This is a genomic window from Janthinobacterium sp. UMAB-56, assembly GCF_900095265.1.
In the GTDB taxonomy this organism is placed as follows: Bacteria; Pseudomonadota; Gammaproteobacteria; order Burkholderiales; family Burkholderiaceae_D; genus Janthinobacterium.
The window spans coordinates 303,350-319,923 of the sequence record NZ_LT607652.1 but is presented as its reverse complement, the minus strand read 5'-3'; the positions used below and the strand labels follow the sequence as shown (position 1 = coordinate 319,923).

18 protein-coding genes and 1 pseudogene are annotated in these 16,574 nt (G+C 62.5%); 7 read left to right on the top strand and 12 right to left on the bottom strand.

Translation table 11 applies throughout. The features are described from left to right. Window positions 1–25: 25 nt before the first annotated feature. The 5 genes from fliN to fliR are packed head-to-tail and all read left to right on the top strand — an operon-like array spanning window position 26 to window position 2,978. Window positions 26–460, top strand: a complete 435-nt coding sequence (gene fliN, locus K0F85_RS04520; RefSeq protein WP_034754038.1) for a flagellar motor switch protein FliN — start codon at window positions 26–28, stop codon at window positions 458–460. Then, window positions 457–1,050 (top strand): flagellar biosynthetic protein FliO, encoded by a 594-nt coding sequence (gene fliO / locus K0F85_RS04515; RefSeq protein ID WP_219114733.1) that lies wholly within the window; start codon window positions 457–459, stop codon window positions 1,048–1,050. The genes fliN and fliO overlap by 4 nt, the downstream gene beginning before the upstream one ends. Before the next feature lie 7 nt (window positions 1,051–1,057). Further along, window positions 1,058–1,816, top strand: coding sequence for a flagellar type III secretion system pore protein FliP (gene fliP / locus K0F85_RS04510; RefSeq protein WP_219115001.1), 759 nt, complete (start codon window positions 1,058–1,060; stop codon window positions 1,814–1,816). Between the two features lie 15 nt (window positions 1,817–1,831). Beyond that, window positions 1,832–2,101, top strand: coding sequence for a flagellar biosynthesis protein FliQ (fliQ, locus tag K0F85_RS04505; RefSeq protein WP_035821365.1), 270 nt, complete (start codon window positions 1,832–1,834; stop codon window positions 2,099–2,101). A gap of 22 nt (window positions 2,102–2,123) precedes the next feature. After that, complete coding sequence (gene fliR, locus K0F85_RS04500; protein WP_219114732.1) at window positions 2,124–2,978, top strand: flagellar biosynthetic protein FliR; 855 nt, start codon at window positions 2,124–2,126, stop codon at window positions 2,976–2,978. A gap of 9 nt (window positions 2,979–2,987) precedes the next feature. Here the strand turns inward: fliR and K0F85_RS04495 are convergent. The 12 genes and pseudogenes from K0F85_RS04495 to flgB form a co-directional block, all read right to left on the bottom strand. Continuing rightward, window positions 2,988–4,152, bottom strand: a pseudogene (locus K0F85_RS04495) (MFS transporter). A gap of 57 nt (window positions 4,153–4,209) precedes the next feature. Next, window positions 4,210–5,451: a flagellar hook-associated protein FlgL gene (gene flgL, locus K0F85_RS04490; protein ID WP_219114731.1), complete on the bottom strand. Its 1,242-nt coding sequence runs from the start codon at window positions 5,449–5,451 to the stop codon at window positions 4,210–4,212. A gap of 52 nt (window positions 5,452–5,503) precedes the next feature. Further along, window positions 5,504–7,471, bottom strand: coding sequence for a flagellar hook-associated protein FlgK (gene flgK / locus K0F85_RS04485; RefSeq protein ID WP_219114730.1), 1,968 nt, complete (start codon window positions 7,469–7,471; stop codon window positions 5,504–5,506). A gap of 88 nt (window positions 7,472–7,559) precedes the next feature. Then, entirely contained in the window at window positions 7,560–8,486 is a 927-nt protein-coding gene (flgJ, locus tag K0F85_RS04480; RefSeq protein ID WP_219114729.1) for a flagellar assembly peptidoglycan hydrolase FlgJ, read from the bottom strand. Between the two features lie 10 nt (window positions 8,487–8,496). Next, window positions 8,497–9,612: a flagellar basal body P-ring protein FlgI gene (locus K0F85_RS04475; RefSeq protein ID WP_219114728.1), complete on the bottom strand. Its 1,116-nt coding sequence runs from the start codon at window positions 9,610–9,612 to the stop codon at window positions 8,497–8,499. Between the two features lie 2 nt (window positions 9,613–9,614). Then, window positions 9,615–10,265, bottom strand: coding sequence for a flagellar basal body L-ring protein FlgH (locus K0F85_RS04470; protein WP_219114727.1), 651 nt, complete (start codon window positions 10,263–10,265; stop codon window positions 9,615–9,617). A 50-nt stretch (window positions 10,266–10,315) separates the two neighbouring features. After that, the gene (gene flgG / locus K0F85_RS04465; RefSeq protein WP_219114726.1) at window positions 10,316–11,098 is read right to left on the bottom strand and encodes a flagellar basal-body rod protein FlgG; all 783 of its coding nucleotides are present in this window, start codon (window positions 11,096–11,098) and stop codon (window positions 10,316–10,318) included. A 72-nt stretch (window positions 11,099–11,170) separates the two neighbouring features. Then, on the bottom strand, window positions 11,171–11,914 hold the full coding sequence (locus K0F85_RS04460) for a flagellar basal body rod protein FlgF (RefSeq protein WP_219114725.1): 744 nt from the start codon (window positions 11,912–11,914) through the stop codon (window positions 11,171–11,173). Between the two features lie 183 nt (window positions 11,915–12,097). Further along, window positions 12,098–13,645, bottom strand: coding sequence for a flagellar hook protein FlgE (locus K0F85_RS04455; protein WP_219114724.1), 1,548 nt, complete (start codon window positions 13,643–13,645; stop codon window positions 12,098–12,100). 54 nt (window positions 13,646–13,699) lie between these two features. Further along, window positions 13,700–14,395 (bottom strand): flagellar hook assembly protein FlgD, encoded by a 696-nt coding sequence (locus K0F85_RS04450; RefSeq protein ID WP_219114723.1) that lies wholly within the window; start codon window positions 14,393–14,395, stop codon window positions 13,700–13,702. A gap of 15 nt (window positions 14,396–14,410) precedes the next feature. Beyond that, window positions 14,411–14,812 (bottom strand): flagellar basal body rod protein FlgC, encoded by a 402-nt coding sequence (gene flgC, locus K0F85_RS04445; RefSeq protein ID WP_071075845.1) that lies wholly within the window; start codon window positions 14,810–14,812, stop codon window positions 14,411–14,413. Between the two features lie 2 nt (window positions 14,813–14,814). Then, window positions 14,815–15,261, bottom strand: a complete 447-nt coding sequence (gene flgB / locus K0F85_RS04440) for a flagellar basal body rod protein FlgB (RefSeq protein WP_219114722.1) — start codon at window positions 15,259–15,261, stop codon at window positions 14,815–14,817. A 191-nt stretch (window positions 15,262–15,452) separates the two neighbouring features. On the opposite strand from flgB, the gene flgA reads away from it, so the two are divergent. Both flgA and flgM read left to right on the top strand, forming a co-directional pair. Further along, window positions 15,453–16,148 carry a flagellar basal body P-ring formation chaperone FlgA gene (flgA, locus tag K0F85_RS04435; protein WP_219114721.1) on the top strand — a complete coding sequence of 232 codons (696 nt, stop codon included), beginning with the start codon at window positions 15,453–15,455 and terminating at the stop codon, window positions 16,146–16,148. A 111-nt stretch (window positions 16,149–16,259) separates the two neighbouring features. Then, the gene (gene flgM, locus K0F85_RS04430) at window positions 16,260–16,568 is read left to right on the top strand and encodes a flagellar biosynthesis anti-sigma factor FlgM (RefSeq protein ID WP_034787161.1); all 309 of its coding nucleotides are present in this window, start codon (window positions 16,260–16,262) and stop codon (window positions 16,566–16,568) included. Window positions 16,569–16,574 lie beyond the last annotated feature (6 nt).

Sequence of the window (16,574 nt, the reverse complement as noted above, 5' to 3'; positions counted from 1 at the left end):
CGCATCTGTACAACAGGAGAAACACATGTCTGACAACCAAGACGACCAAAGCGCGGAAGACGATTGGGGCGCGGCCATTGCCGAGCAGGCCAAGGCGGAAGCCGAAGCGCTGCAGAACCAGGCAGCCAATACGGCCAGCGCGGCCAGCGCCGCCGTATTCAAGGACTTTTCCAAGCAGGCATCGAAGTCGGAAACGCACAACGATATCGATTTCATCCTCGATATCCCCGTGCAGCTGACGGTCGAACTGGGCCGCACCAAGATCGCCATCAAGAACCTGCTGCAACTGGCACAGGGTTCCGTGGTCGAACTCGACGGCCTGGCGGGCGAACCGATGGACGTGCTGGTGAACGGCTGCCTGATCGCCCAGGGCGAAGTGGTGGTGGTGAATGACAAGTTCGGCATCCGCCTGACCGACATCATCACGCCTTCCGAACGCATCCGAAAATTGAATAAATGAAGCCTGGCCTGTTGATTTCCACCCTGCTGCCGCTCATGGCGGCATGCAGCATTGCCCAAGCGGAACCGGCAACCGCGTCAGCGCCGGCGGCCAGCGCCGCCAGCGCGTCTGTCGCGCTGGCAAGCGAGACACCGCCAGCCGCCGCAGCGGTGCCGGTCGCAGCACCTGCCGCCGCACCCGCACCCGCCGCCGCCCTGCCCGCCATGCCGGCGGGCGCGCCGATGACGATGGCGCCGACAAGCTCGGCCGGCAGCCTGTTGCAAACCATCTTCGCGCTCGTGTTCGTACTGGCCCTCTTGATCGGCCTGGCGTGGTTCATGAAGCGCTATGGCCCCAAGGTCATGGGCGGCAACAACAAGATGCGCGTCGTCAGCTCGCTCAACCTGGGCGGACGCGAACGCATCGTCCTCGTCGAAGTGGCCGACCAGTGGATCGTCGTCGGCGCCTCGCCCGGCCGCGTGAACGCGCTGGCCACCATGCCGCGCCAGGAAGGCGAACTGCCGCAACTGGCCGCGACGCAAAACGGCCCCGCGGCCGCCAATTTTTCCGAGTGGCTGAAACAGACCATCGAAAAACGCAATGGGAAATAAGCAGCAGATGGCATGGTCCAAGGTAAAGACTCCCCTGAGCTGGCTGCTGGCCACCGCCGCGCTGGCCTTGCCGCTGTGGGCCATGGCCCAGCCTGGCATCCCGGCCTTCAACAGCACGCCGGCGCCGGGCGGCGGGCAGAACTACTCGCTGCCGGTGCAGACGCTCATCCTGATGACGTCGCTCACCTTCCTGCCGGCGGCCCTCTTGATGATGACCTGCTTTACGCGCATCATCATCGTGCTGTCCTTGCTGCGCCAGGCCATCGGCACGCAATCGGCGCCACCGAACCAGGTGCTGGTGGGGCTGGCCCTGTTTTTGACCCTGTTCGTCATGGGCCCCGTGTTCGACAAGATTTATACGGATGCCTATCTTCCCTATCAGGAAAACAAGATCAGCATGCAGCAGGCGATGGACAAGGGCGTCGATCCGCTGAAGACCTTCATGCTCAAGCAGACGCGCCAGGCTGACCTGGCCCTGTTTGCCAAGATGTCGCGCTCGCCAGCCCTGCAAGGCCCGGAAGACGTGCCCCTGCGCATCCTCGTGCCCGCCTTCGTCACCAGCGAACTGAAGACGGCGTTCCAAATCGGCTTTGCCATCTTCATCCCGTTTTTGATCATCGACATGGTGGTCGCCAGCGTACTGATGTCGATGGGGATGATGATGATGTCGCCGGCCACCATTTCGCTGCCGTTCAAGCTGATGCTGTTCGTGCTGGTCGATGGCTGGCAGTTGCTGCTAGGTTCACTCTCCCAGAGCTTTTACTAGGTAGGGAAGCATACGATGACCCCCGAAAGCGTCATGACCCTGGGCCGCCACGCGATGGAAATCACCCTGATGGTGGCCGCGCCCATGCTGCTCGTCGCCCTCATCATCGGCTTGATCGTCAGCATCTTCCAGGCGGCCACGCAGATCAACGAGGCGACCCTGTCTTTCATCCCCAAGCTGGTCGGCATCTTTGTCGCCCTCGTCGTGGCCGGCCCGTGGATGCTGTCCGTCATGCTCGACTACATGCGCCAGGTATTTACCGGCATTCCGAACCTGGTCGGCTAGGCATGGGGCCACGGCAGACGCCATGCTGACCCTGTCGAGCATCGAACTGAACACCTGGATCGCAGCACTGCTGTGGCCGCTTAGCCGCATACTCGGCCTGATTGCGGCCGCCCCCCTGTTCGGCAACGCGGCCGTGCCGGCCAGCGTGAAGGTGACACTGGGTGCGCTGCTGGCCATGATCATCGCCCCCACCGTGCCGGCCCTGCCTGCCGTCAACCCGATGTCCCTGCCCGGCTTGCTGATCCTCACGCAAGAGATGCTGGTGGGCCTGGCCATGGGTTTTTCCATCCGCATCGTGTTTTCCGCCGTCGAAATGGCGGGCGAGCTCAGCAGTCTGACCATGGGCCTGGGCTTCGCCTCCTTCTTCGACCCGCAAACCAAGGGCAGGTCTTCGGCCATCAGCCAGTTCCTCGTCATGCTGGCCACGTTGATGTTTCTGACTGTCAATGGCCACCTGGTCTTGCTGGCGGCGCTGGCGGAAAGTTTTGTCAGCCTGCCCATCTCATCGAGTCCCATCAGCGGCGGTGGCTTCCAGCAATTGGCAGCCTGGGGTGGGGAAATTTTCCGCTCCGGCCTGCAAATTGCCCTGCCCGTCATCGCCGCCCTGCTGCTGACCAACGTGGCCCTGGGCATTTTGACGCGGGCCGCGCCGCAACTGAATATTTTCGGTATCGGCTTTCCCGTCACTCTGGGCGTGGGCTTGCTGGTGATCGGCATGGTCCTGCCCTACCTGGCCACGCCCTTCCAGAACATGTTCCTGCGCGGCATAGAAACGGCGCGTTTGCTGCCGCGCGGCTTTGCCACGCGCGACCGGCCTCCCCCACCCGCCCCGCCGAACCCCTTGCGCCCGGCGACGCCGGCGCCGCAGCCGCCCTGATTCCTTCGTTTATCGCTGGTCGCTGCTGAGCGCCACGCGCCAGCGCCGCACATCGAGATTCAAACGCAAGTGGTGATGCCTGACCAGGTAGCGCACGCCGACCAGCGCCGCCGCCAGGCCAGACAGGGCGGCGATGCCCAGCGCCCAGCGCGGGCCGAAGGTGTCGGCCACCCAGCCCACGATGGGCGCGCCCAGCGGCGTGCCGCCCGCCGAGATGGCCGAGAGTAGCGCCATCACGCGGCCCCGCATGGCGGGCGCCGTCGACAGTTGCACGCTACTGTAGACACTGGTGATAAACGTTTGCGCGGCGATACCAATCACTACCAGCATCATGCCGAACAACCAGTAGTTGGGCATGACGGCCGCCAGCGCGCAAGCCATCACGGAACTGAGCACGCCATACTGGCCGGCGCCCGCATGGAAGGCCGTCAGCGACATGGTCGACAGGAAAATGGGGAAATTCAGGCCGAAGGTGCCGATCAGGAACAGCATCAGCAGGATGAGCATCAGGTCGGGCCGCCGGCGCACGTAGCGCCAACCTTCGCCAAGGCGCGCGCGTGGCCTTCAGGCGCGGTGCACGGCGCAGCAGTTCCACGCGCACTAGCATCAGCGAAGCGATCACGGCGGCAAACGAGGCCGCATTGATGAGGAAGACCCAGCCGCTGCCGACGCTAATGATGAGCAAACCAGCGACAGCCGGGCCCAGCATGCGGGCCGCATTGAACGAGGTGGAATTGAGCGCCACGGCGTTCGCCAGGTCGTCCTCGCCGACGATTTCGGAAACAAACGTCTGGCGCACGGGCGCATCGAAGGCCGTCACGCAACCCAGCAGGAAAGCAAACACATACACCTGCCACAGTTGTACCTGGCCGCTGATACACAATATCCCGAGGCCCAGCGCCAGCAAGCCCATGGCCGCCTGCGTGCACAGCAACAATTTCCTGCGATCCAGCAAGTCGGCTGCCATGCCCGTCAGGGGCAGCAACAACAACTGCGGGCCGAACTGCAAGGCCATGACGATGCCGACGGCGCTGGCATTGTGCTACGTCAATTCGCTCAGCACCAGCCAATCCTGCGCCGTGCGCTGCATCCAGGTGCCGATATTCGACACGAAGGCGCCGCCGGCCCAGATACGGTAATTGGGACTGCGTAGCGAACGCCATGTATTGTTCATCTGGGCATGCGGCTTCCCTGCCCCGCCCTGGCCGCATACAGCTGCAATGCGGACGGCTTATCTGATGTAATTGAACAGCGACAGGCCCGAGATGGAGGTAAAGGACTTCTGCGCCGCCTGCAGGGTGGTCTGCTGCTGGCTGAACAGGGAAATCGCCTTCACCATGTCCAGGTCCTGCAAGCCGGACAGGGTGGTCGCATACTGCAGGTCGAGGTCGTCGCCGGCGCTGTCGAGCGTGTCGAGTTCCTTCAGGCGCGAACCGACTTCCGCACGCACCGACAGCACATTGTCGTAAGCCGTGTTGAAAATATCCTGCGCCGCGTTCAGGCTGGCCGTCATGCGCGCCTGGCCCGCGTCACCCGAGGCAGGCTGACCCAGCGCGCCGATCAGGTTGGTGATGGTGGTAAAGATCGATTCCTTGCCGCTGGGCTCCAGGGTGAACTTGTCCTGGTCGGCAGGCTTGCCCGCGATGTTGACTTGCTGGCCGTCAAAGTTAATCGCGTCGCCCGTCTTGTAGGCTACGGGCACGGCGGGATTCGGGATGGTCTGGCCCAGGGTCGCATCCGTCACGGTATAGGTCGTGACGGCATCGGTGCCCGTGCCCGTCACCTGGAAATCGATCGAGTACTTATGTCCCGTCAACTTGCTGGGATCGGTGACGGTACCACCGGAAATGATGCCGGCGCCGCCGCGCGTGAAATTGCCAGGGTCGGCCGCCGTGGTGAACTTGCCGTTGCCCGTCAAATTATTCTCGAACACGGCCGCGCCCGAATCGCTGGTGGCCAGGTAGCGCGTCGAGCCCACCTGCAGCTCGCGCTGGCCCTGGTCACCCACGTAGCTGGCGCCGCCCGGCGTCTGGCTGAACGGCTGGGTGGACGACTTGTAGCCGCCGAACAGATAGCCGCCCGCGTTGTCGGAAGTGTTGGCGATGCCCATCAGGTCGGTCAGGCGCCCCTTCAGCTCCGTGGCCAGACTCTGGCGGTCGACATCCTTCAAGGCCGGATTGCCGGCCTTGCGCACCAGATCCTGCACATCGGCGATCAGCGAGGTGGTGCTGGCCAGCGCCAGCTCTTCCTGCGACAGGAAATTCTTGGCGTTTGAGCGGTTCGTCACGAATTGCGTATTGATCGATTGCGACTGCGTCACTTCCAGCGCGCGCGCAGAAGCGATCGGGTCGTCGGCCGGCGTCAGGTTGCGGCGATTTGCCGACAGCTGCATCTGGGTGCGGTTCAAGGCACCCTGCAGATTGTTCAGCTGCGTGCTGCCCGCTTCATAGATCATTTTGGTACTGATGCGCATGATGCTGCCCTTCCTGATGGCGGCGGGGCGCTATGCGCCGCCGCTTGAATAATTAACGTCCGAGGCCGATGACCACGTCGAACAGGGTGCTGGCGATCTGCATAACCTTGCCGCACGCCTGGTAGGCTTGCTGGTAACGCAGCAGGTTGGCAGCCTCTTCATCGAGGTTGACGCCGGAGACGGCTTGCTGCTGCGTACTGGTTTGTTGCAGCAAGGCCAGGCTGGCCAGGCCGCTGACCTGTACTTCGCGCGTCTTGTTGCCTACATAGCTGACGGTTTCCGCGTACGAACCCTGGAACGTGGCCTTGCCGCCGTCGAGAATATTTTTCGTCTGCAAGCCCGCCAGCAGAGCGGCATTGCGGTTGTCACCCACCCCGCCCGTGTTCGGCGCAATGGTGAAGGTATCGCCCTGCGCGGGCGCGCCCGTCATGCTGACGTTGATGCCGCCAAAGCTGAAGCTGTCGCCTTCCGTATAGGGGATGTTCGCCGTACCGGCCGGATAGGTGGTGGTGGCGCCATTCAAGCCTTTCACCGTTACCGCCTGGCCGGCGGGGAAACCTGTCAGTGAGGTGCTCGCCTTGTCATACGTCAAGGTCAGCGGTGCGGTCAGGGCATTGCCCGGGGTCAGGTAGGACTTGTCGACGGAGCCGGCGCTGAGTTTGCCGCTGCCCGTGTTGGCCACCGGCGCCGACGTGGCGATCGGCGCGCCGGCGGCCAGCTTGTTGCGGTCGGTAATCGCCACGGCCAGATCTGAAGCGCCGTGGGCCGTTGGCCTGACCATGAAGTTGTCGCCCTCGGCAGCCGCGCCCGTGATCGAGAAATCCACGCCGTCGATGGTCTGCGGCACCGTTTGCGGATACGGATTGATGGTCGTTTTCGCGCCGTCGCTCTGGCGCGTCACCACATAGTTCGCGCCGTCATACTTCACGGCATAATCGCTGGCCGTCAGCTTGGTCGGATCGCTGACCTTGGCCGACACTGCAGTCGTGCTGGTGGCGTTGTTGCGGTAGTCGGCGCCGATGACGGGATCGGGCAACTTGAAGAAATCGCCGCCCATGTCGCCATTCAAGTCCTGGCCCAGCTTGTGCTGCTCATTGAAGGAAGATGCCAGCGCGATGGCGACCTTGCCCAGCGAATTCTGGATACGGTCCAGGCTGCCGCTGCGGAATTCCAGCAAGCCGCCCAGCGCACCGCCGCTGAGAGAACTTTCCGACAGCTTGGTGACGCTCGATCCCGTCACATAACCGACGTCCAGGCGGTTCGGATCCGTCGGCGACGGCGTGGTGGCCAGTTCAAAGTTCTTGCTGCCCACCACCAGCGGCTGGCCCGAACCGATCGAGACGGAAATCGAGTTGCCGGCGCCAGGCTGAACCGTTGCCTTGACGTATTTGTTCAGCTCCGCGATCAACTGGTCGCGCTGGTCCAGCAAATCGTTGGGCTGATTGCTTTCACTCGTGGTCAGGTTGGTAATCGACGTATTGAGTTCCGCGATCTGCTTGGCGTAGGAGTTGATCACCTTCACGTTCGAAGTGATCTGCGAATTGACACCATCGCCGATTTCCGTCAGACGCGCGCTGAGGCCCTGGAAGCGCGCCGTCAGCGAATTTGCGCTCGACAACAATGCCTGGCGCGACGAAACAGACGAGGGATTCGAACTGAAATCCTGCACGCCCTTGAAGAAGTCGGCCATCGCCGGCGACAGCCCGGCCGTGGGGTCGGCCAGCATATTGTCGATCTGCGTGATCTGCGTATAGTAGGCGTCGAGCGAACTCGTGGTCGCCTGCGCAGCATTCACCTGGGAAGCCATGAAACCGTCGTACTGGCGCTTGATTTGCGATACCTCGGTACCATTGCCAACAAAGCCATAACCGGCATTATTGAACTGCGCCGTCTGCTGCAGCACCACCTGACGGCTGTAACCGTCCACGTTGGCATTGGTGATGTTATGCCCGGTCGTCGACAGGCCCACCTGCGCTGCAAGCAAACCGCTCTTACCGATGCTGAGTAGATTCGAAGTCATGGTGTCTTATTGGTTACCGTCAAGAGTATTTACGGCAGCCGCAGCGAAAACTTGAAGCGCGCGGCCTGCACAAGGGTATAAAAACGACTTAACCGACCAGCGAATGCTTGATGATTTTTGTCAATTTGGCAGCGTAATTCGGGTCCGTCGCGTAGCCCGCCTTTTGCAAGCCCTGGGCGAACGTGCTGGCGTCGCCCGCGTTGGCCAGCACTTTCTCGTAGCGCTTGTTGTTGGTAATCAACTGCGCATAATCCTTGAAGCTGTCCGCGTAGCTGTCGTAGGCGCGGAATTTTTCCACCTTGCGCTGCGCCTTGCCATTCACATATTCCGTGGTGACGGCTTCGGTGACCTTGCCCTTCCAGTCGCCGGACGCCTTGATGCCGAACAGATTGTGACTGCTGCTGCCGTCGCGGTTGATGATTTCGCGCTTGCCCCAGCCCGTTTCCAACGCTGCCTGGCCCAGCATGAATTTGGCCGGGATGCCGGTGGCACGGCTGGCTTCTTCCGCATGCACGCCCAGCTTTTCCTGGAAGGCGCGCACATGCGGCGCCTGCGTGGCGTTGGCCTTGTCGCTCAGCGTCTTGCCGGTGCCGGTGGCGCTGCCTGGACCCTCGGCGAGGGCGCCCTGCTGCTGGCGGAATGCAGCCAGCGCCTGCGCCATGCTCGACGAACGGGGCGACGGCGCTTCGGCGCCATCGGCGGCCAGTGCCTGGTTCGACGACGACAGTTGGCGGATCAGCACGTCGGCCAGTCCCGTGCCACGCTTGGCCAGGTTCTGGCTCGTCTGCTGGTCCAGCATGGAGGTGTACATCTTGCTTTGCTGGCTATCCATGATGCCGTCCTGCGGCGTGGCGTCGCGCATGCTTTTCATCATCATGTTGATGAACATGGCTTCGAATTGCGTGGCCGCCTCTTTCAGGGCGGCAGGGTCCTTCGCCTTGGCGGACTGGCGCAAGCCATCCATGCCCTTGACGTCATAGGCGGCGGTATTGCTGAGGTCGGTTTGGCTGATCATGGCGTGCCCATCAAATGATTTCGAGTTCGGCGCGCAGCGAGCCGGCCGCCTTCATCGCCTGCAGTATGGCCAGCAAGTCTTGCGGCGAGGCGCCGATGGCGTTCAAAGCCTTGACCACGTCGGACAGCGAAGCGCCGCCCTTGACCAGCATGACCTTGCCCGGCTCCTTCTTGATATCGATCTGCGCCGTTTGCGTGACCACCGTGCGTCCACCTGACAAGGGGGCCGGCTGGCTCACCTGCGGCTCGACATTGATGGTGACGGACAGGTTGCCGTGCGAAATGGCACACGTTTCCAGGGTCACGGACTGGTTCATCACCACCGAGCCGGTGCGCGCATTCATGATGACCTTGGCCGCCAGGCGGGCCGGATTGACTTCGATGCTTTCCAGCTGGCCCAAAAAGGCCACGCGCTGATCGCTGCCGCCCGGCGACTGCACCTGGATCACGCGCCCGTCCAGCGCGGCGGCCGTGCCGGCACCGTAGCGGCTGTTGATGGCGTCGACCACGCGGCTGGCGGTGGCGAAATCGGTGGCGTTCAATTCCAGGCGTATCGTGTTGTTGGCGCCCAGTACCGACGGTACGCTGCGCTCGACGGTGGCGCCGCCAGAGATACGCCCCACGCTCAAGTGATTGATGACGACGGAACTGCCGGCCGCCTGCGCGCCCACGCCGCCCACCAGCACGTTGCCCTGCGCCATGCCATACACCTGGCCATCGGCGCCCTTCAGCGGCGTCATCAATAAGGTGCCGCCGCGCAAGCTTTTCGCATTACCCATCGACGACACCGTCACATCGAGCAACTGGCCCGGTTGGGCAAACGCGGGCAAGGCCGTCGTCACCATCACGGCGGCCACGTTTTTCAGCTGCAAACTCGTGCCTTGCGGCAAGTTGATGCCCTGCTGCTGCAGCATTGCCGCCACGCTCTGGATGGTGAACGGGGTTTGCGTGGTCTGGTCGCCGCTGCCGTCGAGGCCGACGACGAGGCCATAGCCCATCAGCTGATTCTGGCGCACGCCGGCGATGCTGGCCAGGTCCTTCAGGCGCTCGGCCTGCGCCATGGGCGCCAGCAGGGCGCAAGCGAGGCCGAAAATGGCGCAACAGCGGGGAAAGTTAAAAGTAGCCATGGTCAGAACGGCAGCAGGCTGAGGAAGAAGCGCGACGCCATCGAGGCCATCTCGGCGCGGTCGATCTGGCTGTTGGTGCGGTATTCGACGCGCGCATCGGCCACCTGGGTCGATGGCACGACGTTGCCCGTGCCGATGGTATCGGGATTGACCATGCCCGAGAAGCGGATGAATTCCGTGCCCTTGTTCATGGCGATCTGTTTTTCGCCGGCGACGATCAGGTTGCCGTTCGGCAATACCTCGATCACCGTCACGCCGATCGTGCCGGAAAAAGTGTTGCTGGCGGACTGGTTGTCGCCATCGGAAAACTTCGTCGCGCCAGTCGCCGCAACGCTGCCGCCCAGGCGGCCCTGGGCGAAGCCGGGCGTGCTGAAGCCCACGCTGCCGGACTTGTTGCCGGAACTGGCGCCCGACTTGACGGCATTCGTGCGCTCGGTGATGGCGATGATCATGGTGTCGCCCACGTGACGGGCGCGGCGGTCTTCGAAGGCGGGTCGGTAGGTCGACGGCTGGTAGATGGAGCCATTGCTGACGACTACGGGTTCCGGCATCGGCGCGCGCGTGGTGGTCGGGTATTGCACGATCGAGGTGGGCGTGATGGCGCAGCCGGACAGCAGGACTGCGGACAACAGGGCGATGATGGGATATTGCATGACAAACCTCCGCTGCCATCCTGCGGCGGATGGCATGACGACTATGAAAATTAAAGTTGCGACAATTTCTGCAGCATCTGGTCGGATGTGGTGATGGCCTTGCTGTTGATCTCGTAGGCGCGCTGCGTCTGGATCATGTTGACCATTTCCTCGGCCACGTTGACGTTCGAGGATTCGATATAGCCCTGCATCAGCACGCCGGCGCCATTCGTGCCCGGGGTGTTGGTCTGCGCCACGCCGGAAGCGCCCGTTTCCATGTACAGGTTTTCACCCTTCGATTCCAGGCCGGCCGGATTGACGAAGGTGGTCAGCTGCAGGGAGCCGATTTGCGATGGCGCCACTGTATCGGGCAAGGTGACGGAGACGGTGCCGTCGCGCGCCACGGTCAGGCTCAGCGCATTCGTCGGCACGGTGATGGCGGGCTGGATGACGAAGCCTTCGGACGTGACGAGCTGGCCGTTGGCGTCTGTCTGGAAAGAACCGTCGCGCGTGTAGGCAGTGGCGCCGTCCGGCATCAGCACCTGGAAGAAGCCCGTGCCGTTGACCATCACGTCGCGCGAATTGCCCGATGCCTGGGGATTGCCTTGCGTATGGATGCGTTCGGTGGCCACGGTGCGTACGCCGGTGCCGATCTGCAAGCCCGATGGCAGCTGCGTCTGCTGCGACGATTGCGCGCCCGGCTGGCGCACATTTTGATACAGCAAATCTTCAAACACGGCACGCGACTTCTTGAAGCCGGTGGTGCTGACGTTGGCCAGGTTATTGGCGATCACGTCCATCTGCGTCTGTTGCGCTTCCAGGCCGGTTTTGGCAATCCAAAGGGAACGAATCATGATTTTTCTCCAATAACAGCGCTAGTCAGCCCTGTAGACTATTTCTATGTGACCATTATGCGGGTGCCCCCATCAATTCAAAGCGAGGATCTGGGTGGCTTTCGCCGCGTTATTCTCGGCATTCTTCAACAAGCTCATTTGCGTTTCGAACTGGCGCGCCAGGGCGATCATGCTGACCATGGAATCGACGGGGCTGACATTGCTGCCTTCCAGCGCGCCCGTGGTCAGCTTCACAGCCTGGTCGGCCTGCGCCACCGTGCCGTCCTTCAGACGGAACAGGCCGTCGTCGCCGCGCACCAGTTGCTGCTCGGGCGGATTGACCAGCTTGATGCGTCCCAGCACCGTCGATGGCCCCGGCGGCACGTCGGTGGAAATCGTGCCCACCGTGCCGTCGCTGGCAATGGCCACCGTGACGCCGGGCGGAATGGCCATGGGGCCCGTATCGCCCTGCACCATCAGCCCGCCCTGCGTTTGCAGCATGCCGTTTTCATTGAGCTTGAAGGCGCCGTTGCGCGTGTAGGCTTCGGAACCGTCGGCCGACTGCACCGCGATCCAGCCCGCATTTTCCACGGCCACGTCGAGCGCGCGGCCCGTATGCTGCATGGGACCTTGCGTGAAATCGGAACCGACCGTCGAATCGACGACGAAGGCGCGCGTCGGCATCATGCCGTCGGCCACCACGGGCACGGCGCGGAACGAGTCGAGCTGGGCACGGAAACCCGTGCTGGTGGCGTTCGCCAGGTTATTCGCGGTGGTCGCCTGCTTGTCCAGGATGTGCTTGGCGCCCGAGCCGGCGGTGTAGATGAGACGGTCCATGTGTTTCTCCTGCCTAGATCGCAACTGATGCGGTTACTGCAAAAATACGGCAACATCACGGGTGCCTCGGAAAGCGTAGCGAGCGATTCAATACCGGCTTGAGTAGCGCAGCTGTACGGAGGTACAGCGAGCAACGCCGGCCCGGTAGTGAGACGCGCAGTAGCTTAACGAGGCGCCCCCACGTTAGCGCAGGTTGACGAGTGTTTGCAAGACCGAATCCTGCGTCTTGATGGTTTGCGCATTCGCCTGGTAGGCGCGCTGGGCCGTGATCATGTTGACCAGTTCCGCCGTCAGATCGACGTTCGATACTTCCACCGCCGAGGCACGCAAGTTGCCCAGGTTGCCGGTCTTGGGCTCGCCCGTGACGGGCTTGCCCGAGGCCGAACTTTCCACCCAGGCATTGTTACCCAGAGGCTCAAGGCCGTTCGGGTTGACAAAGTTGCTCAACACCACCTGGCCCAGGCTGCGCGTCTTGCCATTGTTGTACTGGCCCTGGATCACGCCATCGTTGCCGACGATAAATTGGCTCAGCTGGCCCGCCTTGTAGCCGTCCGCTTCCGTTTTCTTTTCCGCCGTAGTCGTGCCCAGTTGGGTCGACTTGGTGAAATCGACCTGTACCGACAGGGTCGCATTGGCGCCCGTGGCGGGGAAGATCGGCAGGTTGACGGTGACGGGCAAGGATTGCGGCGGCACCAGGGCCAGCATGGCGGCCTTGTCCAGGCTACCCACCGTGTTGAAGACCAGCGAACCGGTCTTGACGGCTGGGACCACCGTCACGGCACGGATGGCCGCATCGATCTGGTCGGGCGTGCGGCTCGAATTGACGCCATTCGGCACAGCACTGCCGTAGGTGGCGGCGATGGCGGCCAATTGCGCCGGCGTGGCGCCCGCAGCAGCGGCGGCAGCCGAGACGGCGGCACCGGCCGCATTGCCGTAGGCAACGGCGGCGGTCGTCACATTGGCCGGCACCAGCGGCACGGCTGTGGCGGCAGCCTGGTAAGCGGCGCGCGCGGCCAGCGAAGCAGGGTCCGTCTGCAGGGCGGCTGCGGCCTTCATGCTGGTCACTTCCGTGCCGTCAATGGCCGAGTAGACATCCCAGGTGTTGGTGCCCGTCTTGACGTAGAAATTCGACATATTGTGGGAATTGCCCAGCGAATCGAAGACTTCGACGGGAAACTGCTTGTGGTACGAGGTATCGTCAGTTGAATTGAACGGCACCGTGGTCGGCATGGCCGTATTCGAATTCAGATTGACTTGCGTATCGATCTTGGTGGTTGCCTCCGGCTTCATGTCCGACTGGTCGATCTGCAGTGGCACGATGGCGCCGGCAACGATCTTGCCGTTGACGTCGGCCGGATAGCCGGTCAGCTGCGCCAGTTGGGCGTTGACGATGAAGCCGCTCTTGTCGACCTGAAACTGGCCATTGCGCGAGTACTGGATGGCGCCGTTGACGCTGGTACGGAAGAAGCCGCCGCCATTGATGGCGATGTCGAGCGGGTTCGACGAAGTTTCCAGGTTGCCCTGGTTAAATTGCTGGGCGATTTGCGAAACCGATACGCCGATCCCCGCCTGGTTGCCACCTACACCATACAGTGAGTTGGCATAAATGTCGGCGAACTGGGCCTGCGACTGCTTGAAACCCACGGTCGACGAGTTGGCGATGTTGTTGCCGATGACGTCCAGCGATTTGGCGGCGCCATTCAAGCCGCTCAGGCCTTGTTGGAAAGACATTGTGTTCTCCTGGTAGATATTTGGGGGTAGAGGGTCACGCTAAGGGGAAGCGGCTTACAGTATCTGTTTCACGTCGGCCATGGTGATGCTGCCCACGCCCGGAACATTCAATTTCACGCCATTCGCGCCCGTCGACACACTGGCGACCGAACCGAACATCAGCGCCGTTGCATCCTTGAGCTTGGTGCCACCGCGCGTGGCTTCCACCGCGAAGGTATAAGCGCCGTCGGCCAGGACGATGTTCTTGCCATCCTTGTCGAGATCGGCGGTAGAACCATTCCAGCCCAGTGGCAAGGTGCCCGCTTCCTGTGCGCCCAGGTCGATGGAATGGACTTCCTTGCCATCCTTGTAGATGATGACCTTGACCTTGTCGGCTGCCGTGGCCAGGTCCACGCCCAGCAGGGCGGCGCTCTTGCTCAGGTTGATATCCTTGCCCGCCGTCAACACGCCGTGGCCGATGATATTGGCCGCCTGCATGGATTCGGCTTGCTGGTAGCTGGCTTTCAAGCTTTCCACCGTGGTATTGAGCTTGTTGACGCCCGTCACCGTGGACAGCTGCGCCAGCTGACTGGTCAGCTGTGCATTGTCCAGCGGGTTCATCGGGTCCTGGTTTTTCAACTGGGTGACCAGCAGGGTAAGGAATTTGTTCGTTTCCGCTTCGACACTGCCTGCGGCGGCCGTCGTCTTCTTCGGATTCATCGTCGCCATCAGGTCGGTGGTGACGGTGTTGCTGGTATCGATGGTTGCCATAATGATCAGTCAGCCTTACTGGCCGAGGGTGAGGGTTTTCAGGAGCAGCGACTTGGCCGCGTTCATGGTTTCCACGTTGGTCTGGTACGAACGCGAGGCCGACAGCATATTGACCATCTCGTCGACCGTATTCACGTTGGGCATGGTGACGTAGCCCTTCTCGTCGGCCAGCGGGTTCTTCGGGTCGTAGACCAGCTTCATCGGCGACGGGTCTTCGATCACCTTCTGCACCTTGACGGCCGTGGCGCCGTTGGCCATGGGCACGGCTTCGAACACCACCTGCTTGGCGCGATAGGCTTCGCCCGTGGCACTGGTGGCACTGTCGGCATTGGCCAGGTTGCTGGCCACCGTGTTCAGGCGCTGCGCCTGGGCGCTCATGGCCGAACCGGAGACATTGAAGATATTAAATAGCGACATGATTATTGTCCTCCCTGGATGGCCGTCAGCATGCCCTTGATCTGCGCATTGAGCAGGGTGATGCTGGCCTCGTAGCGTATTGAATTGTCGGCAAAGGCGTTGCGCTCGAGATCCATGTCCACCGTATTGCCATCGACGGCGCCCTGGGCCGGCGCGCGATACAGCAGCGGCGTGCCGTCGGCCAGGGTCTCGACCTTGCCGCCTGCACCAGCAGCGGCAGCCACGCCCTTGCCCGGCATATGCTGCGCCGCCGTGCCGGTCAGGGCGGGCATACTGCCGCCCGACTTCGCCAGCGCACCCTTCAGCGCGCTGGCGAAGTCGACATCGCGCGCCTTGTAGTTGGGCGTGTCGGCATTGGCGATATTCGAGGCGAGCAATTCCTGGCGCGTCGAGCGCAAGCTTAGTGCCGTCTCGTTGAAGCGCATGTAATCGTCGAGTTTCCCTATCATGTCAGGCTCCGGAAAGATCTGCCACTGGCGCCCGAGATGGCGGAAGGATGGCGGTATAGTGATGACAGGAAACATAGTACGGCGCCCACCGGCAAGGCCATCGCCGGATCAGACCATACTTTTACCCCTTAATCGGCGCTTCGAACGGGGCGGCGCGCACTATCATGGCAGTATTCCAGAGGCCTATCACCATGAAAACACCGCTCGCTTTCTTCTTCGCTGTTGCCACCCTGCCACTGCTGGCACAGGCGCAAAACGCCGGCCGGCAAACGCCGGAAGCGCTGCGCAACAGCGTGGAACAATTCCTGCAAGTGCAAAGCAACGGCTTGCCAGGCAAGGTGACGGTCACCGTCGGCGCCGTCGATCCGCGCCTGAACCTGGCGGCCTGCCCCGCGCCGCAAGCGTTCATGGCGCCAGGCGCGCGCGCCTGGGGCAAGACCACCGTGGGCGTGCGCTGCACGGCGCCCAGCAACTGGACTATTTATTTGCAAGCGAACGTGGCCGTCGTGGGCGACTACGTGGCCAGTGCCGTGCCGCTGGCGCAAGGGCAAGCCATCGACGCCAGCCAGCTGGTGACGATGCAGGGCGACCTGGCCGCATTGCCGGCAGGCATCGCCACCGACGTGGCCCAGGTGGTAGGCGCCAGCACGAATATGTCCTTGCCACCAGGCACGCCGATGCGCCTCGACACCCTGCGCCGCAAGCCGGTGGTGATGCAGGGCCAGCTGGTGCGCGTCGTTTCCAGTGGCAACGGTTTCCAGGTGGCATCAGAAGGGCGCGCCATCGGCAGCGCCGGCGATGGTCAGACAGTGCAGGTACGCACGCAGAGCGGCCAGCAGATCAGCGGCGTGGCGCGGGCTGGCGGCATGGTAGAGGTCGCGTTCTAAACACGGATGGACAGTGATATTGTGGTCTGGCGCACTAAAGTTTCGGGAGAAGGTGCCGATAATGACACATATCCCGGAGTTTTTTGACTTCGACCAGACGAGGATCACGCTGTGAAAATTACCGACAACACCATTAAAAGCAATCCCGGCCTGCCGGTGGCGCCCGCGAGTACCTCCGGCGCCCGGAATGCCGAGAAAGCCCAGGCAACACCGACGACGTCGGACAATGTACGCCTGTCGCCGCAAGGACAGGCATTAGCGGCCAGTGCAACTGCCGGCAGCGGCGCCGTGTTCGACACGAAAAAAGTCGAACGCATCAAGCTGGCGATCGCCGACGGCCAGTTCCAGGTCAACTCTGAAAAAGTGGCGGACGGTCTCCTTGACACAGTCAAGGACTTGCTGCACTCACGAAATAGATAGGTTTCC